The sequence below is a fragment of the Streptomyces sp. NPDC002265 genome (genome assembly GCF_040296125.1).
GTDB lineage: Bacteria > Actinomycetota > Actinomycetes > Streptomycetales > Streptomycetaceae > Streptomyces.
In genome coordinates, this window is record NZ_JBEOWS010000045.1 from 18,962 (window position 1) to 41,031 (window position 22,070).

Annotated in this window: 25 protein-coding genes; 2 read left to right on the top strand and 23 right to left on the bottom strand. The window is 71.0% G+C overall.

Annotation, left to right across the window (positions count from 1 at the left end; translation table 11 throughout):
- Window positions 1–82: 82 nt before the first annotated feature.
- The 5 genes from ABT085_RS11160 to rpsB form a co-directional block, all read right to left on the bottom strand.
- Window positions 83–1,372 carry a phosphatidate cytidylyltransferase gene (locus ABT085_RS11160; RefSeq protein ID WP_351604622.1) on the bottom strand — a complete coding sequence of 430 codons (1,290 nt, stop codon included), beginning with the start codon at window positions 1,370–1,372 and terminating at the stop codon, window positions 83–85.
- On the bottom strand, window positions 1,372–1,929 hold the full coding sequence (gene frr / locus ABT085_RS11165) for a ribosome recycling factor (protein WP_351604624.1): 558 nt from the start codon (window positions 1,927–1,929) through the stop codon (window positions 1,372–1,374). Before frr ends, ABT085_RS11160 begins: the two co-directional genes overlap by 1 nt.
- Window positions 1,930–2,113: 184 nt before the next feature.
- Window positions 2,114–2,872 carry a UMP kinase gene (pyrH, locus tag ABT085_RS11170; protein ID WP_351604626.1) on the bottom strand — a complete coding sequence of 253 codons (759 nt, stop codon included), beginning with the start codon at window positions 2,870–2,872 and terminating at the stop codon, window positions 2,114–2,116.
- A 202-nt stretch (window positions 2,873–3,074) separates the two neighbouring features.
- Window positions 3,075–3,911: a translation elongation factor Ts gene (tsf, locus tag ABT085_RS11175; protein WP_351604631.1), complete on the bottom strand. Its 837-nt coding sequence runs from the start codon at window positions 3,909–3,911 to the stop codon at window positions 3,075–3,077.
- Window positions 3,912–4,005: 94 nt separating this feature from the next.
- The gene (rpsB, locus tag ABT085_RS11180; RefSeq protein WP_351604633.1) at window positions 4,006–4,902 is read right to left on the bottom strand and encodes a 30S ribosomal protein S2; all 897 of its coding nucleotides are present in this window, start codon (window positions 4,900–4,902) and stop codon (window positions 4,006–4,008) included.
- Window positions 4,903–5,271: 369 nt separating this feature from the next.
- On the opposite strand from rpsB, the gene ABT085_RS11185 reads away from it, so the two are divergent.
- Window positions 5,272–5,907, top strand: coding sequence for a peptidoglycan DD-metalloendopeptidase family protein (locus tag ABT085_RS11185; RefSeq protein WP_502982709.1), 636 nt, complete (start codon window positions 5,272–5,274; stop codon window positions 5,905–5,907).
- Window positions 5,908–6,050: 143 nt separating this feature from the next.
- Here ABT085_RS11185 and ABT085_RS11190 read toward each other — a convergent pair whose 3' ends face one another.
- The 18 genes from ABT085_RS11190 to proS form a co-directional block, all read right to left on the bottom strand.
- Complete coding sequence (locus ABT085_RS11190; protein ID WP_351604671.1) at window positions 6,051–6,608, bottom strand: TetR/AcrR family transcriptional regulator; 558 nt, start codon at window positions 6,606–6,608, stop codon at window positions 6,051–6,053.
- Between the two features lie 124 nt (window positions 6,609–6,732).
- A complete protein-coding gene (gene whiG / locus ABT085_RS11195) occupies window positions 6,733–7,575 on the bottom strand; it encodes an RNA polymerase sigma factor WhiG (protein WP_351604635.1) in 843 nt (280 codons plus the stop codon).
- A gap of 278 nt (window positions 7,576–7,853) precedes the next feature.
- Window positions 7,854–9,044 (bottom strand): DNA-processing protein DprA, encoded by a 1,191-nt coding sequence (dprA, locus tag ABT085_RS11200; protein ID WP_351604637.1) that lies wholly within the window; start codon window positions 9,042–9,044, stop codon window positions 7,854–7,856.
- Entirely contained in the window at window positions 9,041–10,663 is a 1,623-nt protein-coding gene (locus ABT085_RS11205; RefSeq protein WP_351604639.1) for a YifB family Mg chelatase-like AAA ATPase, read from the bottom strand. Before ABT085_RS11205 ends, dprA begins: the two co-directional genes overlap by 4 nt.
- A 1-nt stretch (window position 10,664) precedes the next feature.
- Window positions 10,665–11,066 carry a YraN family protein gene (locus ABT085_RS11210; protein WP_351604641.1) on the bottom strand — a complete coding sequence of 134 codons (402 nt, stop codon included), beginning with the start codon at window positions 11,064–11,066 and terminating at the stop codon, window positions 10,665–10,667.
- A gap of 77 nt (window positions 11,067–11,143) precedes the next feature.
- Window positions 11,144–11,452 carry a DUF2469 domain-containing protein gene (locus ABT085_RS11215; RefSeq protein WP_003965949.1) on the bottom strand — a complete coding sequence of 103 codons (309 nt, stop codon included), beginning with the start codon at window positions 11,450–11,452 and terminating at the stop codon, window positions 11,144–11,146.
- A gap of 56 nt (window positions 11,453–11,508) precedes the next feature.
- Window positions 11,509–12,018 carry an NUDIX hydrolase gene (locus ABT085_RS11220; RefSeq protein ID WP_351604643.1) on the bottom strand — a complete coding sequence of 170 codons (510 nt, stop codon included), beginning with the start codon at window positions 12,016–12,018 and terminating at the stop codon, window positions 11,509–11,511.
- Window positions 12,008–12,787 (bottom strand): signal peptidase I, encoded by a 780-nt coding sequence (gene lepB, locus ABT085_RS11225; protein WP_351604645.1) that lies wholly within the window; start codon window positions 12,785–12,787, stop codon window positions 12,008–12,010. The genes ABT085_RS11220 and lepB (ABT085_RS11225) overlap by 11 nt, the downstream gene beginning before the upstream one ends.
- 117 nt (window positions 12,788–12,904) lie before the next feature.
- Entirely contained in the window at window positions 12,905–13,894 is a 990-nt protein-coding gene (gene lepB, locus ABT085_RS11230) for a signal peptidase I (RefSeq protein WP_351604647.1), read from the bottom strand.
- Window positions 13,782–14,882, bottom strand: coding sequence for a signal peptidase I (gene lepB, locus ABT085_RS11235; RefSeq protein ID WP_351604649.1), 1,101 nt, complete (start codon window positions 14,880–14,882; stop codon window positions 13,782–13,784). Before lepB (ABT085_RS11235) ends, lepB (ABT085_RS11230) begins: the two co-directional genes overlap by 113 nt.
- Window positions 14,875–15,591 (bottom strand): signal peptidase I, encoded by a 717-nt coding sequence (gene lepB, locus ABT085_RS11240; protein WP_351604651.1) that lies wholly within the window; start codon window positions 15,589–15,591, stop codon window positions 14,875–14,877. The genes lepB (ABT085_RS11235) and lepB (ABT085_RS11240) overlap by 8 nt, the downstream gene beginning before the upstream one ends.
- Window positions 15,592–15,636: 45 nt before the next feature.
- Window positions 15,637–15,987 (bottom strand): 50S ribosomal protein L19, encoded by a 351-nt coding sequence (gene rplS, locus ABT085_RS11245; RefSeq protein WP_152892233.1) that lies wholly within the window; start codon window positions 15,985–15,987, stop codon window positions 15,637–15,639.
- A gap of 134 nt (window positions 15,988–16,121) precedes the next feature.
- A complete protein-coding gene (gene trmD / locus ABT085_RS11250) occupies window positions 16,122–16,955 on the bottom strand; it encodes a tRNA (guanosine(37)-N1)-methyltransferase TrmD (protein ID WP_351604653.1) in 834 nt (277 codons plus the stop codon).
- Complete coding sequence (gene rimM, locus ABT085_RS11255) at window positions 16,952–17,509, bottom strand: ribosome maturation factor RimM (protein WP_351604655.1); 558 nt, start codon at window positions 17,507–17,509, stop codon at window positions 16,952–16,954. The genes trmD and rimM overlap by 4 nt, the downstream gene beginning before the upstream one ends.
- A 141-nt stretch (window positions 17,510–17,650) precedes the next feature.
- A complete protein-coding gene (locus ABT085_RS11260; RefSeq protein WP_095579114.1) occupies window positions 17,651–17,890 on the bottom strand; it encodes an RNA-binding protein in 240 nt (79 codons plus the stop codon).
- Window positions 17,891–17,892: 2 nt separating this feature from the next.
- Window positions 17,893–18,312: a 30S ribosomal protein S16 gene (rpsP, locus tag ABT085_RS11265; protein ID WP_351604658.1), complete on the bottom strand. Its 420-nt coding sequence runs from the start codon at window positions 18,310–18,312 to the stop codon at window positions 17,893–17,895.
- Between the two features lie 273 nt (window positions 18,313–18,585).
- Entirely contained in the window at window positions 18,586–19,185 is a 600-nt protein-coding gene (locus ABT085_RS11270) for a hypothetical protein (RefSeq protein WP_351604660.1), read from the bottom strand.
- Between the two features lie 261 nt (window positions 19,186–19,446).
- Complete coding sequence (gene proS, locus ABT085_RS11275; RefSeq protein WP_351604662.1) at window positions 19,447–20,862, bottom strand: proline--tRNA ligase; 1,416 nt, start codon at window positions 20,860–20,862, stop codon at window positions 19,447–19,449.
- A gap of 198 nt (window positions 20,863–21,060) precedes the next feature.
- Between proS and ABT085_RS11280 the strand changes: the two genes are divergently transcribed.
- Complete coding sequence (locus ABT085_RS11280; protein ID WP_351604664.1) at window positions 21,061–21,924, top strand: SAM-dependent methyltransferase; 864 nt, start codon at window positions 21,061–21,063, stop codon at window positions 21,922–21,924.
- The last annotated feature ends 146 nt before the right edge of the window (window positions 21,925–22,070 follow it).

The window sequence follows — 22,070 nt, forward strand, 5'->3', positions numbered from 1 at the left end:
TCCACCCCTCCCGCGGCGCGGATCACGAGGAAGTGATCGCAGTTGCGGAAGGGGTGGTGACGAAGACGGACGGAAACGGCCGTCAGCCGGAGCCCACGAAGATCACGAGCAGCAGCCACACCACGGGAGCGGTGGGCAGCAGCGAGTCCAGCCGGTCCATGATGCCGCCGTGCCCCGGCAGCAGCGTGCCCATGTCCTTGATGCCGAGGTCCCGCTTGATCATGGACTCGCCGAGGTCGCCGAGCGTCGCGCTGGCGGCCACCGCGAGGCCGAGCAGGAGCCCCTGCCACCACGCGCCGTCGTCGATCAGGAACTGCATGCACAGCGCGCCCGCCACCATGGCGAACGACACCGCGCCCAGCAGCCCCTCGCGGGTCTTGCCGGGACTGATGCGCGGGGCCAGCTTGGTCTTGCCGAAGCGCCAGCCGACGGCGTACGCGCCCGTGTCGCTGACCACCGTCAGCAGCAGGAACGTCAGGACCCGCCACGGTCCGTCGTCGGCCGTCAGCATCATCGCCACGAAGGTGGCCAGGAACGGCACGTAGAAGGCGGCGAAGACACCCGCGGTGACGTCCTTGAGGTAGCCCTCCGGCGGTTCGGTCATCCGCCATACGAGTACGGCCAGCGACGTGAGGGCCATGGCGACCCAGGCGCCCTCCGCCCCGCTGACGTAGCCGGCGACGACCATCGCCGCGCCGCCGACCGCCAGCGGCACGAGAGGGGCCTTGATCTCCTTGCGCTCCTGGAGACGGCTGGTCAGCTCCCAGAGGCCGACGACCACGGCGACCGCCACGACGCCGACGAACACGGCCTTGACGACGAACAGCGAAGCGATGATCACCGCACCGAGCCCGACGCCGACGCCTATGGCCGCGCCCAGGTCACGGCCCGCGCTCTTCTTCTGCGGTGCGGGCGCCGGGTGAGAGGCGTCGGGCATGGGCTCCGGTTTCTGCGGCACCGCCGCAGGGGGCTGTGCCGACGGGATCTCGTCGCGGTACGGCTGGTGGCCGTACGTCTGGTCTGGGGAGGACTGGTCCCGGAAGGACTGATCCTGAAGGGACTGATCCTGGAAGGGGTGGTCCTGGAAGGACTGGTCTCGCAAGGGTTCGTCTCGGAACGGCTGGTCGTGGAACGGTCGGTCGTGGAACGGCCCGTCCCGGAACGGGGGGCCGCTCGACGAAGCGGCCCCCCGGTCGTCATCCTGGTCGCCGCCGTACGCGGGCGGGCCGGGCACGATGGGCATGGGGCGAGTGTGCTGCGCCTCAGGCGCATCGTACGCGGGACCCGCCGGGACAGCCCCCTGGGCAGGCCCCTGGTCGGACGGCCCCCAGTACCCGGCTCGGGGCGGTGCTCCCCAGGAAGAGTCGTTCATCAGACCTCGAGAAGCTCTGCTTCCTTGTGCTTCAGGAGCTCGTCCACCTGGGCGACGTACTTCGCGGTGGTGTCGTCGAGCTCCTTCTCCGCACGGCGGCCCTCGTCCTCGCCGACCTCGCCGTCCTTGACCATCTTGTCGATGGCGTCCTTGGCCTTGCGGCGCACGGAACGGATCGAGACCTTGGCGTCCTCGCCCTTGGTCTTGGCGACCTTGATGTAGTCCTTGCGGCGCTCCTCGGTCAGCTCGGGGAACACCACTCGGATGATGTTGCCGTCGTTGCTCGGGTTGACGCCCAGGTCGGAGTCGCGGATCGCCTGCTCGATGTTGCGCAGAGCGCTCTTGTCGAACGGGGTCACGACGGCCATGCGCGGCTCCGGCACGGAGAACGAGGCCAGCTGGTTGATCGGCGTCAGCGCGCCGTAGTAGTCGGCCACGATCTTGTTGAACATCGCCGGGTGCGCACGCCCGGTGCGGATCGCGGCGAAGTCCTCCTTGGCGACCACGACGGCCTTCTCCATCTTCTCCTCGGCCTCGAGGAGGGTCTCTTCGATCACCACTTGCTCCTGCGTGTCTTGAGTAGGCCCGGCTTCGGTTCCCTGCGGGGACCCGGCGGCCGGCTGCGTCGCGTCTTCTTCCTGCACGGTTCCCGACCGGCAGGACATTGTCCATCCCCCGGTCGGGGTCCGTCCCGTCCGTCCCCGGACGGGTGTCGTCCCCGTGGACGGGGTCGTGCTCCGGTCAGTTCCGGCTGCTCTGGTCACCCACGAGCGTGCCGATCTTCTCACCCTTGACGGCGCGCGCGATATTGCCCTCCGCCAGAAGCTCGAAGACCAGGATCGGAAGCTTGTTGTCGCGGCAGAGCGTGATGGCGGTGGCGTCGGCGACCTTGAGCTCGCGGGTGATGACCTCGCCGTAGCCGAGGGAGTCGAACTTGACGGCGTCAGGGTTCTTCTTCGGGTCGGAGTCGTAGACGCCGTCCACGCCGTTCTTGCCCATCAGCAGGGCCTCGGCGTCGATCTCCAGGGCGCGCTGTGCGGCCGTGGTGTCGGTGGAGAAGTACGGCATGCCCATACCGGCGCCGAAGATGACCACGCGGCCCTTCTCCAGGTGCCGCACGGCGCGCAGCGGGATGTACGGCTCGGCGACCTGGCCCATGGTGATGGCGGTCTGGACCCGGCTGTCGATGCCCTCCTTCTCCAGGAAGTCCTGGAGGGCGAGGCAGTTCATCACTGTGCCGAGCATGCCCATGTAGTCGGAGCGCGCGCGGTCCATGCCGCGCTGCTGGAGTTCGGCGCCACGGAAGAAGTTGCCGCCGCCGATGACGACCGCGATCTCCGCACCGTCACGGACGACGGCCGCGATCTCCCGGGCGATCTTGTGCACCACGTCGGGGTCCACACCCAGGCCCCCGCCACCGGCGAAAGCCTCTCCGGACAGCTTCAGCAGAAACCGGCCGCCTACTTTGCCGTCGTCGCTCTTCTGGGCCTTCGTGGTCATGGAGATCCGCCTCTTTCACGTGGTGCACATACGAAGAAGGCCATTGCCGGTGGGATGTGGTTCGCAACCCGTGCGCGGCAATGGCCTCCTCGTCAGATCTGCTGTCGTCCGTCACGCGCGTGCGTGACGACGCCGTACGCGGACGACTGCTTCGACCCTAGCGAAGTTCCACCAGGAGTCGCGCGCCGATCGCGATACGGACTCAGATGCCGACCTTGATGCGCGAGAAGCGCTTCAGGGTGACACCCGCCTCGTCCAGAACCTTCTGGACCGACTTCTTGTTGTCGAGCGCGTACGGCTGGCCGAGCAGCGTGGCGTCCTTGAAGAAGCCGTTCAGACGACCCTCGACGATCTTCGCGATCGCGGCCTCGGGCTTGCCCTCGGCGCGGGTGGTCTCCTCGGCGATACGACGCTCGGAGTCGACGACCTCGGCCGGGACGTCCTCCTGGGCGAGGTACTTCGGCGCGAAGGCGGCGATGTGCTGGGCGACACCGCGGGCGACCTCGGCGTTCGGCTTGTCCAGCTCGACGAGGACACCGATCTGCGGGGGCAGGTCGGGCATCGTGCGGTGCATGTACGACGCCACGTAGCCGTCGGTGAACTGCGCGAAGCGGTCCAGGACGATCTTCTCGCCGAGGTTGGCGTTGGCCTCGTCCACGAACGCCTGGACGGTCTTGCCGGGCTCGATCTCGGAGGCGAGCAGCGCCTCGATGTCGGCCGGGGAGGTCTTGGTGACGTGCTCGGCGATGGCCTTGGCCACGGCCTGGAACTTCTCGCCCTTGGCGACGAAGTCCGTCTCGCACTTCAGCTCGACGAGGACGCCGGCGGAGTTGTCGTCGGCGATGATCGAGACCACGGCGCCGTTCTCGGCGGAGCGGCCCTCGCGCTTGGCGACGCCCTTCTGGCCCTTGATACGGAGCGCCTCGACGGCCTTGTCGACGTTGCCCTCGGCCTCGTCCAGCGCCTTCTTGCAGTCCATCATGCCGGCGCCGGTGAGCTCGCGGAGCTTCTTGACGTCAGCGGCGGTGTAGTTCGCCATGATTCCTGGAATCTCTCTCGGAGTCTGAAGATCTACGGGCTGGACGGCGGGGGCTGTGCTGCCCCCGCCGTCCGGACCCGAAGGAGTGAGGGGGTCAGGCCTGCTCGGCGTCCGCGGCAGGGGCCTCAGCGGCGGGGGCCTCTTCGGCCGGAGCCTCGGCGGCAGCAGCCTCGGCGGCGGGGGCCTCGGCGGCGGGGGCCTCGGCCTCGTCGGCCTTCTTCTCGCCCTCGAGCAGGTCGCGCTCCCACGCGGCGAGCGGCTCGCCCGCGCCCTTCTCGCCCTTGTCGCCGGTGGCGACGCCGGAACGGGCGATGAGGCCCTCGGCGACGGCGTCGGCGATCACACGGGTGAGCAGGGTGACGGAGCGGATCGCGTCGTCGTTGCCCGGGATCTTGTAGTCGACCTCGTCGGGGTCGCAGTTGGTGTCGAGGATGGCGACGACCGGGATGTTGAGCTTCCGGGCCTCACCGACCGCGATGTGCTCCTTCTTGGTGTCCACGATCCAGACGGCGCTGGGCACCTTCTGCATCTCGCGGATACCGCCGAGGGTCTTCTCCAGCTTGGCCTTCTCGCGCGAGAGCACGAGAAGCTCCTTCTTGGTGAGACCGGAGGCCGCGACGTCCTCGAAGTCGATCTGCTCGAGCTCCTTGAGGCGCTGCAGACGCTTGTAGACGGTGGAGAAGTTGGTGAGCATGCCGCCCAGCCAGCGCTGGTTGACGTAGGGCATGCCGACGCGGGTGGCCTGCTCGGCGATGGCCTCCTGCGCCTGCTTCTTCGTGCCGACGAACATGACCGTGCCGCCGTGGGCGACGGTCTCCTTGACGAACTCGTAGGCGCGGTCGATGTACGACAGCGACTGGAGCAGGTCGATGATGTAGATGCCGTTGCGCTCGGTGAAGATGAAGCGCTTCATCTTCGGGTTCCAGCGACGGGTCTGGTGACCGAAGTGGACGCCGCTTTCCAGCAGCTCCCGCATCGTGACGACGGCCATGGCCGTTCTCCTTGAGTTTCTCGGTTGCCGCGGATACCGGACGGCATCCGCGCCTGACGCCCGCGGTGCGCCGTGCCGCAAAGGACCGAGGGGCGCTGACAGGGACCGTTGCCGGCCGCCCTGTCGGGGCGTGCGAAGTCGACCCGGTGACCCGGATCGCCAGAAGAAGTGTACGGGACCGGGGAGGTGACGGGTGACGCCGCTGTCCACAACCGGCGAGTAGCCCACAGATGCCGGTCATGTCCGGATGTTCCGCGGGACGGTTCCCGTATGCCTCTGACATCCCGGACTCGTACGAAACGACGATCGCGCCTGTCGCTCCTGCCCCCGGCCGCCCTGCCGTCACTGGCCCTGGCGGCCCTGCCCGCGCTGGCCCTGTCAGCCCTGACCCTGGCGGCCCCGGCCCTGCCCGCTCCGGCCCTGGCGGCCTCGCCGTCGGCTGCTCGGGCGAGCGGCGCGGACCTGCCGGCGACGGCTCGCGCAGGCACCGCGGTCCCACCGGTGCCCGCCCGGACCGGCGCCCCGCCCGGATCCTCGGAGCCGGTGCCCGCCCTCGCGCGGGCCTGGCCGGTGGGGTCGCGTCCCCGGGTCCTGCGCGGCTGGGAGCCACCGCCCACGGACTACGGTCCCGGTCACCGCGGTGTCGACCTGGCGGCCGAGCCGGGAGAGCCGGTCAGGACGGTGGCCGCGGGCCGGGTCTCCTTCGCGGGCCGCGTGGCCGGCCGGGGTGTCGTCGCGGTGGAGCTGACGGGCACGGGCGAGCCGCCCCTGCGCACAACCTACGAGCCGGTACGGCCGTCCGTGGCGAAGGGCGATGTGCTCAAGGCCGCGGACCAGGTCGGCACGGTGGAGGCAACCGGCGGACACTGCCCGGTCGGCTGCGTGCACTGGGGCCTGCTCAGGGGGCGGACCTACCTGGATCCCCTGTCCCTGCTGCCGCCCCGGCTGCTGCGCCGGGGCCCGTCGAGACTGCTGCCGGTGCTGGGCGTTCCGCTGCCCCGCTGACCGCCTCGCCCTGCCGTACCCAGCCCCGACCTGCGCGCCCCGAGGCACCCGCGCGGCCCGGACGGATGCGCGGATGTGGGCAGGCGGGCACGGGGAGAGCGCCGGCGGGCAGCGGTACGCCGTCCGCCGCACTCCCGGCGGGCTCAGCCCCGGACGCCTCGCAGCACCATGCCGACCGCCGCTTCGGTGATCGCCGAAGGATCCTCCGCGGCGCCGAGCTCGATCCGCCGCACCGCCGCGTCGACCAGTCCCTGGAGCAGCATCGCCGCCAGCCTCGGCTGGGCGTGTCCCATCTCGCCCAGCGCCTCGACGATCATCGCCACGAGCCCGCCGTGCGCGGCCCGGATCTTCTCCCGGGCGCCCGCGTCGAGCTCGCTCGCGGAGATCGCCACCACGGCCCGGTGGCGGCGGTCGCCGACCAGCGCGAGCTGCCGGCGCACATACGCCTCGACCTTGGCCTCCGGGGTGGCCGCCGCGGCCATCGCCGCCGACACCTCCGCCGCCCAGACCGGGAAGTCGACCTCGCACAGCTCCTCGACCACGGCGGCCCGGGAGCGGAAGTACTCGTACACGGAAGAACGCGCGAGCCCCGTCCGCTCGGCGAGGGCCGGGAAGGTCAGCGCTTCCGTCCCGCCCTCGGACAGCAGGGACCGTGCGGCGTCCAGCAGGGCGGCTCGCTGCATCGACCGGTGCTCGGCCACAGAGGCCGCTCGAATCCTTGGCACGTCAACCACTTTACGGACGTACCACCGTCGGCGGGAGCGACTCCCCCCGACGCGTCCCGCGGCATCCCGCCGCGGCCCGTCGTGCCCCGCCTCGGCCGGGTCAGCGTCCGAAGCTCGCCAGCTTGGCGCGCAGCTGGAGCACGGACTTGGTGTGGATCTGACTGACCCGGCTCTCGGTCACCCCGAGCACGTTGCCGATCTCGGCGAGGGTGAGGCCCTCGTAGTAGTACAGCGTGACGACGGTCTTCTCCCGGTCGGGCAGGGTGTTGATCGCCCGTGCCAGGAACCGCCGCAGCTCGCGGTCCTCGGCCACCTCCACGGGGTCGTCGGCGGCGGTGTCCTCCAGGGTGTCCATGAGGCTCAGCCGGTCGCCGCCCTCCCCGCCGACATGCAGCAGCTCCTCCAGGGCCACCACGTTGGCCAGCGACAGCTGCCCGAAGACCGCGTGCAGTTCGTCCACCGCGATGCCCAGTTCGGCGGCCACCTCGGTCTCCGTCGGTGTGCGGCGCAGCCGGGCCTCCAGGGTGGCGTAGGCCCGTTCCACGTTGCGCGCCTTCTGCCGTACCGACCGCGGGATCCAGTCCAGCGCCCGCAGCTCGTCGATCATCGCGCCCCGGATCCGCGTGATCGCGTACGTCTCGAACTTGATCTCGCGGTCGACGTCGAACTTCTCGATCGCGTCGATCAGTCCGAACACTCCCGACGACACGAAGTCCGCCTGCTCGACGTTGGGCGGGAGTCCGACGCTCACCCGTCCCGCCACGTACTTGACCAGCGGCGAGTAGTGCAGGATCAGCTGCTCGCGCAGCCGCTCGTCCCCCGTCGTCTTGTAGGACCGCCACAGCTCGTCGAGTGTCGAGGGAGCCGGCGGCCGCACGCTGCCACCGTCGCGGGCGGCTGGGGGGATCGCCGCCCGGTCGGACCCGGAGGTGTGCTGGGGCATTCGTCGCCTTGTGCCGTTCTGCCGTGGAGGAGGTGAACCAGGGGGGACTGGGTGGAAGGTCGGGCTGGTACGAGTTGGTGGTCCGTGTCCGGATCCTTGTGAGCGTAGCGTGACTGGGGAGTCGCGGTGAGCGAAGAACGGGGCCGACGCCGTGCGCAGATACGTTCTTCTCGACGCTCCACCGAGGCGCGCCGGTCGCCCCGGCGGACTGCCGGAAAGCATCAACTGCGTGAATTCCCAAGGGCTTAGGGCATCCCCCGGACGGACGAACCCGCCGGTCAGTGCGGACCGTGACCGGCCCCGGGGGAGATCATCGACTCGCGTGTCAACTTCCAGCCGTCGCCGTGTCGTTCGACATAACCGAGTGCGCGCAGTTCGTACAGTCTCGCGATCGCGTCGTCCTCGGCCGTCTGCGCGCCGCGCGCGATCTCGCCCACGGCCGCGTCCCGGTGTGCGGGCAGCGCGGCCAGTACCCGTCGGGCGGCAGGCTCCAGCAGGTCGCGCGGGAGCACCGGCCCGCGCCGGACCGGCGCCAGCTCCCCCATCTCGCCCACCTGTTCGACGATCTCCGCCGCGTCCGTGACCAGGACGGCGCCGCCGCGCAGCAGTTCGTGCGCCCCGGCCGAGAGGCCGCTGGTGGCCGGCCCCGGTACCGCCATGGTGTGCCGGCCCAGCCGCTGCGCCGCCCGCGCCGTGACCAGCGAGCCGCTGCGGCAGGCGGCCTCGACGACCACGGTTCCCCTGGTCAGCGCGGCGATCACCCGGTTGCGCACGATGAACCGGCTCGGTGTCGGGTGATCGCCGGGCGGCAACTCCCCGACGACCAGACCCTGTTCCGCGATCCTGGTGAGCAACGCGGTGTGTCCGCGCGGATAGGGCCGGTCGACACCGCAGGCGAGGACGGCGACGGTGGCTCCGCCGGCGCCGAGGACTCCCCGGTGGGCGGCGCCGTCGATGCCGTAGGCGCCGCCGGAGACCACCACCCAGCCGCGCTCGGCCAGTCCGGCGGCGAGGTCGGCCGCCATGTGGGCGCCGTACTGGGTGCAGGCGCGTGCGCCGACCAGGGCGACCGAGCGCAGTGCCCATATCCGCAGGCTGGGGCGGCCGCGCAGCCACAGCCCCAGCGGACGGGCGTCGCCGAGGTCGTCGAGCGGGCCGGGCCACTCCCCCGCGCCGGGCACCACGAACCGCACCCCGGCCGCCCGGGCGACGGCCAGGTCCCGCGCGGGCTCGGCCCGCTCGGCCCGCGCCCGCAGCCCCGTCCACCGCTGCGCGCTCACCCCGGGCAGCGGCGGACCGTCCCGCAGCCGCCGCGCCACCTCCCGCACCCCGTGCTCGCGCACCCACCTTCCGCCGATCTCGTCGCCGGGTTCGACGACCCGCGTGAGCAGGACCCGGGCGAGCAGGTCGGCGTCGGTACCGTCCGCCGTGCCGGGGACCGCTCCGTCCGGGGCCGCGGCGCCGCTCATGTCAGGGCTCCGATGGCCATCGGCACACCGCGCGGCACGCCCGTGCGCAGTTGTACGGCGAGCGCGACGTCCGTCGCGTCGGGCCGGTCATGGCCGACGAGGTCCGCGACGGTCCAGGCGACGCGCAGGACCCGGTCGAGCCCGCGCGCCGTGAGCACGCCGCGTTCCAGGTTGCGTTCGGCCTCGTCCATCGCTCCGGCCACGGCGTGGAAGCGGGAGCGCAGTTCCCGTCCCGGCACCTCGCCGTTGGTCCGCCAGGGGCTGCCCGCGTATCTGGCGGCAGCCCGCTCGCGCGCCGCCCGGACCCGGTCGGCGACGGTCGCCGTGGACTCGCCCGCCGCACCGCGCCGCGCGAGTTCGGCCCGGCCCACCGGTTCGACCTCGACGCGCAGGTCGACCCGGTCGAGCAGCGGACCGGAGAGTTTGGCCTGGTAGCGCCGGACGGCCGAGGGAGGGCACTCGCACAGCGTGTCCCGCAGCGAGAAGCGTCCGCAGGGACAGGGGTTGGCCGCGAGGACCATCAGGAATCTTGCCGGGAACCGCAGCACCCCCGCACTGCGGGCGATGACGACATGGCCCGACTCCAGGGGCTGGCGCAGGGCGTCGAGGGCCCGGCTGCTGAACTCGGGACTCTCGTCGAGGAAGAGCACGCCGCGATGGGCGAGCGAGACCGCGCCGGGCCGGGCGATGCCGGCGCCTCCGCCGACGAGGGCCTGCATGGTGGCCGAGTGGTGCGGCGCGCAGTAGGGCGGGACGTCGATCAGGGGTTTGCCCGGGGGCAGCAGTCCGGCCACCGAGTGGACGGCCGTGACCTCCAGCGACTCCTGCCGCACCAGCCGGGGCAGCACCGCGGGCAGCCGCTCCGCGAGCATGGTCTTGCCCGCGCCGGGCGGGCCCTCGAGAAAGAGATGGTGTCCGCCCGCGGCGGCCACCTCCACCGCGGTGCGGGCGGAGATCTGGCCCACCACGTCGGCGAGGTCGCACCCCTGGCCGTACACGGCGTGCAGGCCGTGCATCCCGGTGGCCGCTCCCGCTCCGGGCATGCGCAGGCCGGCCAGGAGCGGGCCCGGGCGTCCCGGTTCGTCGGGGTCCTCGTCGGGGACCGGTTCGTCGGTCAGGACGGCGATCAGCTGCCGCAGGCTGCGCACACCGAGCACCGAGACACCGGGGACCAGGGAGGCCTCCGCGGCAGCGGACTCCGGCACGACCACCTGCACGAACCCGGCGTCCGCCGCGGCGAGCACGGCCGGCAGGACGCCCCGCACGGGCCGGACCCGACCGTCCAGGCCCAGCTCGCCGATCATCACGACGTCCGCGAGCGCGCGCGGGTCGATGCGTTCGGCGGCCCCCAGTACCGCACAGGCGACGGCGAGGTCGAACCCCGAGCCCGCCTTCGGTACGGACGCCGGGCTCAGCCCGACCGTGAGTTTCTTCTGCGGCCACTCGCCGCCCGAGTTCACCACCGCCGCCCGGACCCGGTCGCGGCTCTCCGTCAGGCTCTTGTCCGGCAGTCCGACCAGGGTGAAGGCCGCGATGCCGGGTTCCAGGTCGGCCTGCACCTCCACGACCACGCCCTCGACGCCCACCAGCGCCACCGAGCACGTACGCGCGAAGCCCATGTCAGGCCACCCCCCGCAGATGCTCGGCCACGGGTGCGCCGCGGCGCGGCAGCAGCACGGCGACCAGGTCGATGCGGACCCCGCCGGGCGGCGCTCCCCCGTGCTCCTGCGTCCACCGCTGGGCCAGCGCGCGCAGGCGGTGCGCCTTCGCCGGGGTGACCGCCTCCGCGGGGTGCTGGAAGGGGCCTGCCCTGCGGGTCTTGACCTCGCAGATCACCAGGACGTCGCCGTCCCTGGCGACGATGTCGATCTCGCCGGTCCTGCCGCAGCGCCAGTTGCGCTCCAGGACGGTCAGTCCGGCTTCCGTCAGCCGCCGCGCGGCCAGCCCCTCGCCGTACCTGCCGAGTGCGTTGCGTGCCTGCTGTGTGCTCATGTCGGCACCACCTCCGGCACCCACGGTCACGCGTCCGCCCCAACGAAGTGGATCTTCGTTGACTACTCGGCGGTTGTGGATATCCGCGTCACCCCCGCGGGGGACCGTCAGCCGCCCGGCAGCTCCAGGTCGCTCTTGTTCAGCTCCTCGATGTTCACGTCCTTGAATGTCAGCACGCGGACCTGCTTCACGAACCGGGCCGGCCGGTACATGTCCCAGACCCAGGCGTCCGCCATGGACACCTCAAAGAACACCTCACCCTGGACCGAGTGCACCTGCATCTCGTAGTCGTTGGTCAGGTAGAAACGCCGCTCGGTCTCGATCACGTATTTGAACAGACCGACGACATCGCGGTACTCCCGGTAGAGCTTCAGCTCCATCTCGGTCTCGTACTTCTCGAGGTCCTCGGCGCTCATGGCATGTTCCCCTTCAGCCGTGCGATCCCACCATTGTGCGCCAGCGCCGGGTGCACCTAGACGATTTCTGTGTCAAGGATCTCGGGTCCGGCCGGGGGACCCTCGTCGAGCACCCTGCGCAGCAACTCGGCAAGCCTGGTCGGATACACCGTCTCATGCGCCTGGCTCAGTTCCTCACACGTCCACCAGCGCGCTCCGGCCACACTGCGCCGTTCCAGCTCGGTGAGCGCCAGCGCCCGCGTCGCCGTCTGGGCGGTACGGGCCAGGTAGTACCACTCGTCCTGGTCCCAGCGGCGGCCGGCGAACGGGAAGGAACACCGGCGCCGCCACAGCACCGGACCGAGCTCGACCTCGGTGATGCCCGTCTCCTCCGCGAGTTCCCGCAGCGCCGCCTGCTCCCGGGTCTCGTCGCCCTCCAGACCGCCGCCGGGCGTGAACCACCAGTCGTCGGCCGGATCGTCCGGCTCGTGGCCGTGCAGCAGCAGGATGCGGTCCGCGGGATCGAGCAGCACGACCCGGGCCACCCGTCGCGGTCCGTCGCCGGGGCCCTCCGGGTCAGCGGGCACCGGCGGGTTCCTTCCGGGAGCGCCCGCGGCGGCCCAGCAGCTTGGCCACGGGCCCGTAGGCGCCTCCGGCCAGGACCAGCACGCCGCCGACGACGATCATGAGCCCGATGGTGCGCAGCGGCCCCGGCTCGGAGAGGGCGCCGAGCGTCTCGAAGCCCGTGGGGCGCTTCAGCATGCCCCGCATGGGCCAGATGACGGCGTCGACACGGGCGCTCACCGCGTTGCTCGCCACGGTGCCGCGGGCGGCGTCCGCGAGGTGCGCGGTGGAGTCCAGCGAGCCCTGCCGCTCGTCACCGAGGAGGAAGAGGCGCCCCGCAGGGACCGTCACGGTCGGGAAGCCCTTGATCTCGGCCAGGCTGCCCTTGGGCAGATACGGTTCCTCGATCTGCTTGCCGTTGACCGTCAGCTTGCCGTTCGTACAGCAGGCGACCGTGTCCCCGCCGACCGCGACCACCCGCTTGACCACGGCGGAGTTGTCGATCCAGGTGCTGTCGCGGAAGACCACGACATCGCCCCGGCGCACCTCCCCGGCGTCGACGCGCTGCGCCAGCACCCGGTCGCCGGCGGAGATGGTGGGGGTCATCGAACTCGTGGGGACGGTGTACGGCCGGTAGGTCAGCGCCACCCAGGCGAATCCGGCCAGGAACAGCACGAGGCCCAGCGCGACGGCCAGGCCGGACAGTCGCTGTCCGGTCCGGCTGCCCACCGGGCCCGTGCTGGTGCCGCCGCCGCTGCGCGGGGCCGTACGTGTAGTGCTCTCGCCACCCATGGACCCGCACCCTACCCGGCGGTACCGAACCGGGGCAGCCCCTCTCCTGTCACCGGAGTCACAAGCTCCACCGCGTCTTCGCGGGGCGGGCCGGGAGCGGACGCGTCCCTGTCTTGCTCAGCGGGCCTCGGACGCCGCCTTCAGGCTGCGCCGACGCCGCCACACCGCGACCGGCACCACACCGGCCAGGGCGACGCCCTGCGGGGCGACCGTCAGGGCCGCGGAGGCCGTGGTCTGGTCGTTGATGCCGGGCTGGTCGAAGGTGTCCGGGATCGGCAGCGTGCCCCAGCGGGTGATCGGCCAGGCCTTGACGATGGCGCGGCCGACGACCTTGTCCACGGGGACCATGCCGTGGTTCTTGTCGCTCTGGTTGTAGCGCGAGTCGCGGGAGTTCTGCCGGTGGTCGCCCATGACCCAGAGGTAGCCCTCGGGCACCTTCACCTTGAACTGACCGCCCACGTCGTCGACCGTGCACGGGGTGTTGCCGGGGTAGACGAACGACGCGTCGTCGAGCGGCTTGCCGTTGACCAGCAGCGGGCCCGTGCCCTTGCACTCGACCGTGTCGCCGCCGACGCCGATGACCCGCTTGATCAGGTCCTTCTCCTCCGCCGAGGGCATCAGGCCGATCCAGCTGAGGACGGTCTGCAGGGCGTTCGGGTTGGCCGTGGGCTCGCCCGCCAGCCAGTCGTCGGGGTCGTGGAAGACGACGACCTCGCCGCGCTCGGGCTTCGAGCCGAACCAGGGGGTCAGCTTGTCGACCAGGACGCGGTCACCCTGCTGGAGGGTGTCCTGCATCGAGTCGGAGGGGATGGAGAACGCCTGCACCAGGAACGTCTTGATCAGCAGGGCGAGGACCAGAGCGATGCCGATCAGGATCGGCAGCTCCTTCCAGAAGGAGCGCTGCTTGCGCTGCGCGGGCGCAGAGCCGCCCGATCCGCGGCCCTCGGTCTGGTCCAGCTCGTCCATCATCATGCCGTCCTCGGCCGTTCCGGCGTCATTCCCGGAGGTCACGGCGCTGTCCGCGGCCGGGACATCGGCTCCCGCAGGACGCCCACGATGCTCCTCGCCGTCGTGTCCGGACCGTGCGCCAACCGCCACATCCCCCACGCCAACTCCTTACTCCGTGCCGCCGCCTGTCCCGTATGCGGTACAGGCCCACCACTCCCATAACGAGCGGGAGTTCCGCAGGGCTCGGGAGTTGGATCGATCCGTTCGGACCTTCTGAGGCAACCCTATGCGACAGCCGGGGAGCAGCAGTCGTCCCGGACCCCGAGTCGGACACGGAAGAGAAGGTTTGTGGCTCCTTGAGCCGGTTCCAGTGACCGAGCGGCCAGGCGATCACCATGGCGCGGCCCACCACCTCGTCCTCTGAGACCGTGCCGCCGTAGTCGGTGTTCTGGTGGTAGCGGGAGTCCGCGGAGTTGCCCCGGTGATCGCCCATCACCCACAGCCGCCCGGTGGGGACGGTGATGTCGAACTTGACGTCCGACGGGTTGTTCCCCGGATACAGGTAGTCCGACTCGCTGAGGGGGACGCCGTTGACGGTGAGCCGCCCCTGCGCGTCGCAGCACTTGACATGGTCCCCGCCGACTCCGACGACCCGCTTGATGAGGTCCTTCTCGTTGTCGGACGGAAGCAGGCCGATGAAGGTGAGTCCCTCCTTGACCTGCTTGACGACCACCGGGTCGTCCTTCTTCACGGTGGTCTGCTCGTCCTTGAGCCAGCCGCCGGGATCCTTGAAGACGACGACGTCACCACGCTGCGGCTTGGAACCGAACCACGGGGTGAACTTGTCGACCAGCACCCGGTCGCCGATGCGGATCGTCTGCTCCATGGAGCCCGAGGGGATCACGAACGCCTGGACGAGGAACGTCTTCAGCACCAGCGCGATGAGGACCGCGACACCGACGAGGAGGGGTATCTCCCTGACCGCGCCGCGTCTGCGTTTCCGCTTGACCTTGCGCTGGAGCTTGCGCCGCTCGGCCCTGCTCCGGCCCGCGGACGCGCCGCCGCCGGCTGCGCGCCGGGCGCCGGTGGGCAGGAGGTTGTCGACGGCGGAGCCCTGGACGCCGCGCGGTCGGCCGCGGTTACCCATGCGTGCCCTCCGCCGCGGGCACGCGCGCGTAGCCGCCGGGACGCTCCAGGCGGGTGAGGTGGCCGGCCGGCCAGACGATCCAGTCGGCCCGGCCGATCACGGCGCCCACGGGGATCATGCCGCCGCCCGGTGAGCCCAGGTGGTCGCGGGAGTCGCTGGAGTCGCTGCGGTGGTCACCCAGGACGAAGAGCGTGCCCTCGGGCACGTCCACGTCGAAGGACACCGAGGACGGGCTGTCGCCGGGATACAGGAACGTCGACTCGTCGACCGACCTGCCGTTCACCTCGATCCTCCCCTCCTTGTCGCAGCAGAGCACGTGATCTCCCCCCACACCCACAACGCGTTTGATGTAGTCGGCGTGCCCGAAGTAACCGGTGCCGTCGAAGACGACGACGTCACCGCGCTGCGGCGGGGCACCGAAACGGTACGCCAACTTATCTACGAGAACGCGGTCCCCGATCCTCAATCCGTTCTCCATGGATCCGCTCGGAATCTGGAACGGTTGCACCACAAACGTGTTGAGGAGCAGCAAAAACACCAGGCCGAGCAGCACGCCCAGGGAGAGACGTCCGCCCGGCAGCCACTCGGCGATCCACGACACCAACGCAGAACGCGACCGTTCCTCCGGCCCCTGTGTGTCCGGGATCTCTTCGGATCCGGAAGGGCGGGAGGAGCGGTCGCGCTCGGTCGGCTGTGCTTCGGTGTCCATCGGAGCCAGATGTTATCCGGCTCCGCCGTGAACCCCGACGCGCGATCAGTTGTCGCGCTTCTCCTTGATCTTCGCGGCCTTGCCGCGCAGCTCACGGAGGTAGTACAGCTTCGCGCGACGCACGTCACCGCGGGTGACGAGCTCGATCTTCTCGACGATCGGGGTGTGCACCGGGAAGGTGCGCTCGACGCCGACGGAGAACGAGACCTTGCGGACCGTGAAGGTCTCGCGGACACCGGCGCCCTGGCGACGGATCACCACGCCCTTGAACTGCTGCACACGGGAGCGGTTGCCCTCGATGACGCGGACGTGGACGTTGACGGTGTCACCCGGGCGGAAGGCCGGGAGGTCGCTGCGCAGCGACGCGGCGTCGACGGAGTCGAGCAGGTGAGACATTTTGTCTGCTTTCTTCGGTGATGCCACAGGTCATCAACGGAAGCTAGGTGTTCTGGATGAATGCCGTGCGGGTCGGAACGGGCGTCGTGTCCCCCTGTGGCAGGGGCGCACGCCGGACGGCGCACAACAGCGACCTATTCTTCCATGCTCCCGGTGCGCTGCCAAAATCGGCCGTACGGCTCGCCTGCCGGATCCGGTGCCCAGCCCAGGATGGAGAGCATCTCGCGGTCCTTCTTGTCGAAGGCGGCGGGGTCGCAGCGCTCGATCAGGTCGGGCCGGTGGGCCGTGGTGCGCTTCAGCGCCTCGTCCCGGCGCCAGCGGGCGATCTTCCCGTGGTGCCCGCTGAGCAGCACCTCCGGGATCTCCCGGCCGCGCCACTCGGGCGGCTTGGTGTAGACGGGCCCCTCCAGGAGGTTGGCCATGGCGCCGGGCGCGAAGGAGTCGTCCCGGTGGGACTCGGCGTTGCCGAGCACCCCGGGCAGCAGCCGCGCGACGGCCTCCGTGATGACCAGGACGGCCGCTTCGCCGCCGGCCAGGACGTAGTCGCCGATGGACACCTCCTGGACCTGGATCCGGGTGGCGTACTCGTCGACGACGCGGCGGTCGATGCCCTCGTAGCGGGCCGGTGTGAAGATCAGCCAGGGGCGCTCGGCGAGCTCGACGGCGAGTTCCTGGGTGAAGGGGCGCCCGCTGGGCGTGGGGACGATCAGCGTGGGCGCGTGGGCGCCCGACTCGTAGCCGTCGGCGAGGGCCGTGTCGAGGGCGTCGGCCCAGGGGCCGGTCTTCATGACCATGCCGGGGCCGCCGCCGTAGGGGGTGTCGTCGACGGTGTTGTGCCGGTCGTAGGTGTGGGCGCGCAGATCGTGCACGTGCACCTTGAGCTGTCCACGCGCGCGTGCCTTGCCGACGAGCGAGACGTTCAGCGGTTCGAGGTACTCGGGGAAGATCGTGACGACGTCGAGCCTCATGCGCCGTCGTCCTCGGCCGCGTCGCGGGCGGAGGCGATCTCCGCCCGGTCGTCGATCAGGCCGGGCGGCGGGTCGATGACGGCCCGCTGCTCCTCCAGGTCAATCTCGGTGACGATCTCCTCGACGAAGGGGATGAGGACCTCGCTGCCGTCGGGGCGCTCGACGATGAACAGGTCCTGCGAGGGCAGGTGCGAGATCTCGGCGATCCGGCCGATCACGGTGCCGTCCGCCGTCACCACGTCCAGGTCCATCAGCTGGTGGTCGTAGTACTCGTCCTCGTCCTCGGGCGACTCGTCGGGGTCGACGTCGGCGATCAGGAGGATGTTGCGAAGGGCCTCGGCGGCGTTCCGGTCGCGTACGCCGGCGAAGCGCAGCAGGAGGCGGCCGCTGTGGACGCGGCCTGTCTCGATGGTCAGCGGGCCGGCCGAGGCCGGGTCGGTGGCCAGGACGGCGCCGGGCGCGAGCCGCAGTTCCGGCTCGTCGGTTCGTACCTCGACGGTGACCTCGCCCTTGATGCCGTGGGCGCGGCCGATCCGTGCGACTACCAGCTGCACTGTGCTTGCTCTCCTGTCATACGACTCATCCCCTACGACTCGGCCGACGGGTACCACGGGCCGTGCGACGTCGGCCGGTACGACATCGGGCCGGGGACGGCCCAGTGGCCCTCCCCGGCCCGAGCCGGTGCTGCGAATGCGTCAGCGGACTTGGTCCACGTCGACGAGGTCGACGCGGACACCACGGCCGCCGATGGCGCCCACGACGGTGCGCAGAGCGCGCGCGGTGCGGCCGTTGCGGCCGATCACCTTGCCGAGATCGTCGGGGTGGACCCGGACCTCGAGAACGCGTCCGCGACGCAGGTTGCGCGAGGCGACCTGCACTTCGTCGGGGTTGTCGACGATGCCCTTCACGAGGTGCTCGAGAGCCTCCTCGAGCATGCTCAGGCCTCGGTCGACGCGGACTCGGCCGCGGCCTCGTCCTTCTTCTCAGCCTTCTTCTTCTGGGTGATGGCCTCACCCTTGCCCTCGTCGTCGCCACCGAGGGCGTCGAACGACGGACGCACGGCCTTCGGAGCGGCAACGAGCAGCGGAGCCGGGGCGGGCTCGCCCTTGAACTTCTGCCAGTCGCCGGTCTTCTTCAGGATGGCGAGCACGGGCTCGGTCGGCTGGGCGCCGACACCGAGCCAGTACGCGACGCGGTCGGCGTCGACCTCGATGATCGAGGGGTTGTACGTCGGCTGGTACTTGCCGATCTCCTCGATGGCCCGGCCGTCACGGCGGGTACGGGAGTCGGCGACGACGATGCGGTAGTGAGGCGAACGGATCTTGCCCAGACGCTTCAGCTTGATCTTGACTGCCACGGAAGTGGTGTCTCCTGGTCTTGACGTGGGTGGGCACGGCGAGATGGCCGCGTGGGGTTGCGGTACCCGAGTGCCCGATGGACGCGTCAGCCGGAGGAGAGAGGGGTCCTGTGCGACTGTCGAGTACAGCTAGACATTCTGCCACACCTTGAGAGGTACGTCCGTCGGAGGGCTCCCTGGCATGCCTGAGGTGCACCCGGCGCCGGCAGGGCCGTCCGCCGGGTGCACCCCGGTCCGCGCCTGACGGCGCGGCTGCCACGAGCAGCCGCGCCGTCAGCTCGCCGCGCCCACGATCTCGGGAATCCGGAACGGCTTCCCGCAGCCGCCGCACACGATCGGCGCCTGGGCCAGGACGGAGGGGACGACCCGTACGTTGCGGCCGCAGTCGCAGACGGCCTTCACGCGCACCCCGCCGCCGGAGGAGCCGTGCCGGGCGGCCGGGCCGCGGAAGGCGCGGGTGGTGTCGGAGGAGGTGGCCACGGTGTGCGCCTTCAGGGCGCGCTGGAGGCGCTCCATGGTCGGGCGGTAGCGGCGCTTCGCCTCGGGGCTGAGCGTGACCAACGAGAATCCGCTGCTGGGGTGCGGCTCCTCGGAGTGGTCCAGGCCCAGCTCCTCGGCGATCGCGAGGAATCTGCGGTTGTGGTAGCGGCCGGCACGGGAGGTGTCGCGGACACCGCGGGCGGCGGCGATGCCGTGGACTGCTTCATGGAGCAGTCGCTCGAAGGAGAGTTCGTGCCCGCACGCGGACGACGACTCCCCGATCAGGGACTCTGGCGCGGCAAGGTCGGGCAGTTCGGGGTGGTACCGCTGAATGTCGGCCCACGCCTCTGCCAGCTCTGCGGCGAGAACAGGTGGTGTCTGTGTCGTGCTCACGTAATGACAACGAGCCTGAGGGCCCGTGTGTTCCGATTCCGGGCCATCTCAAATAATTTGCACGTACCCGTCAGTTGCCGCTGATGCGTCCCGACGAGGGCGGGTGCGCTGATCTGCGGAGAAGCCGCACAGCTCGTAACAAGCTGGTGCGTAGGCTGACGTACGCCCCGGCGCGTAGACAATGTCCACGCGCCGGAACTCCTGTGGTCCGCGGATGCGCAAGACGTCTTTCGGTCGCTCTGGTGGCCCGAGGACGCTACCTCAGTAAGCGCGCGCGACGATCGCGACGTTACCGGGTGCGTCACCGTCGTCCGGCACCGACCCGTCCTCGGCGACCAGACAGCGTACGGTCACCCCGTGCTCGGCCAGTGCGGCCTCGCCCGCCTCGCCCAGCGCCGCCCACGGGATGCGCGCCCAGCCGCCGCCGACGGCGGCCTCGACGGCCTCCGTGAACGTCGTCACCTCCGAGGTGCGCGACTCACGGCGCTCGCGGGACTGGCGCAGCAGCAGCGCCTGGTCCTCGTCGAGGATCCGGGGCAGTGCCTCGGCGAGGGCGTCGATCGGCATCGGCTCCTTGCCCCCCGGGATGCGCCGGACCAGCGTCGCGGTGCCGTTCGCCAGGTCACGGGGGCCGATCTCGATGCGGACGGGTACGCCCTTCAGCTCCCAGTCGACGGCACGCCGGCCGAAAGGGACGTCCGTACGGTCGTCGACCCGGACGCGGATCCCGGCCGCCCGCAGCCGGTCGCCGAGTTCGCGGACCTTGGCCAGAACGGCCTCGTCGTCCTTGACCGCCAGCACGACGGCCTGGATCTGCGCCAGCCGGGGCGGCACGCGCAGCCCGCTGTCGTCGCCGTGCATCATCACCAGGGCACCGATCATCCGGGTGGTCGAACCCCAGGACGTCTGCCAGACCAGTTCCTGCCGGCCGTCCTTGGACAGGTACGAGGTGTTGAAGGCCTTGGCGAAGTTCTGGCCCAGTTCATGGCTCGTGGCCATCTGGAGTGCCTTGCCGTCACCCATCATGCCTTCGAGGGTGAGGGTGTTGACGGCACCCGCGAACCGTTCCTTGACGGTCTTGCGGCCGGGCACCACGTCCATGGCGAGCACGTTCACCATGAAGTCCTCGTAGACCTCACGGTGGATGCGGGCGGCGAAGGCGCGCGCGTCCTCGTACGTCGCGTGCGCCGTGTGGCCCTCCTGCCACAGGAACTCCGACGTCCGCAGGAAGAGCCGGGGCCGCAGCTCCCAGCGCACCACGTTCGCCCACTGGTTGATCAGCAGGGGCAGGTCGCGGTAGCTCTGCACCCACTTCGAGAAGTAGTCGTTGACGATCATCTCGGAGGTGGGCCGGACGACGGCCGGCTCCTCCAGCTCCTTGCCGCCGCCGTGCGTGACCACGGCGAGCTCCGGCGCGAACCCCTCGACGTGGTCGGCCTCCCTGGCGAGGTACGACTGCGGGATCAGCAGCGGGAAGTAGGCGTTCTGAGTGCCGGTCTCCTTGATGCGGGCGTCCATCTCGGCCTGCATCCGCTCCCACAGGCCGTACCCGTACGGTCGGATCACCATGCTGCCGCGCACCGGGCCGTTGTCGGCCAGCTCGGCCTTGGCGATCAGATCCTGGTACCAGCGCGGGAAGTCGTCCGCCCTGGGCGTGAGTACGGGTGCCTTTGCCATGGCGCGATGGTACGGGCCCACGTTGCCGGGATGTGAATTCTCGCCACCCGCGCCAACAACCCGCAAAGCGGACTCCGAGACCCCTGGACGGCATCGCGAGCCGGGAGTTTCCTGGCATACGGAGGGTGTGCGCGCGCACGTCACAGGGTGACGGATCGGAGCGCGGCGCCGACTCCCGACGGATTGGGGCGCTTTCCTATGACACCTACGCTCGTGCGGCAGCACCGTCCTCACGCGGGCCCGGCGCCCCGTGTCGACCTGGCTGCACGCGCGCGTGACTGGTCCGAGATCCAGGAACGCATGTTGGTTCCGCTCTACGAGGCCGCCTACGAGCGGCTGGAAGTGGGCCCCGGCACGCGGCTGCTCGGCCTCGGCTGCGGCTCCGGGCTGGCCCTGCTGATGGCCGCCTCCAGAGGCGCCTCGGTCACCGGTGTCGAATCCTCCTCCCCCGAACGGCTGGCCCTGGCGCGCCGACGGCTGCTGCCGGCCGCGTGGGACACGCACGCGCGTACCGGCACGCGGGCGCGGCTCGTGGCCGGATCGCCCAAGGACGCGGCCGACGCGGGGACGGCCCCGTTCAACCTGGTGACCGCCTTCGAGCCCATCGGGTGCCTCGCGGGCGACTCCGACGGGCTGGCCCGGCTGCTCACCGCGGCGACGCCGTCGGCCGGACGGGGCACGCCGGTGGTGCTGGCCGGCTGGGGGCCGCCGGAGCGCTGCGCCACGTCGTCCGTGCTGCGGGTGGCCACGCGGCTCGCCGATCCGCTGCGCGGTACGGACGGACCGCGCCGCGCCCGGCGCGACGACCTGGAGGAGGTCGCCCAGCGGGCCGGTCTCAGGCCGGACGGTTCGGGGCGCGTGGCGTGCCCCTTCGGGTACGCCGACATGGACAGCGCGGTACGCGGGCTGCTGTCGACGGGGCTGTTCGACGCGGCCGTCGCCGCCACCGACCAGGCGCAGGTCGACAAGGAGCTGACGGAGGCGCTGCATCCCTACCGGCGCACGGACGGAACGGTCTGGATGCCGAACGTCTTCCGCTACCTGATAGCCCGCACACCGTAGGGGCGCACGGCACGGGACGGCGCCGAAAGCCGGTGCAGACGCGCGTACGGCGCCGGGGGGGGGACCCCCCGCCCCGGCCCGCGACCCCGCGGGGCGGCGGCCCGGGCGCCCGGACCCCCAAAACTTGATTTAAAAGAGCGGGCGGC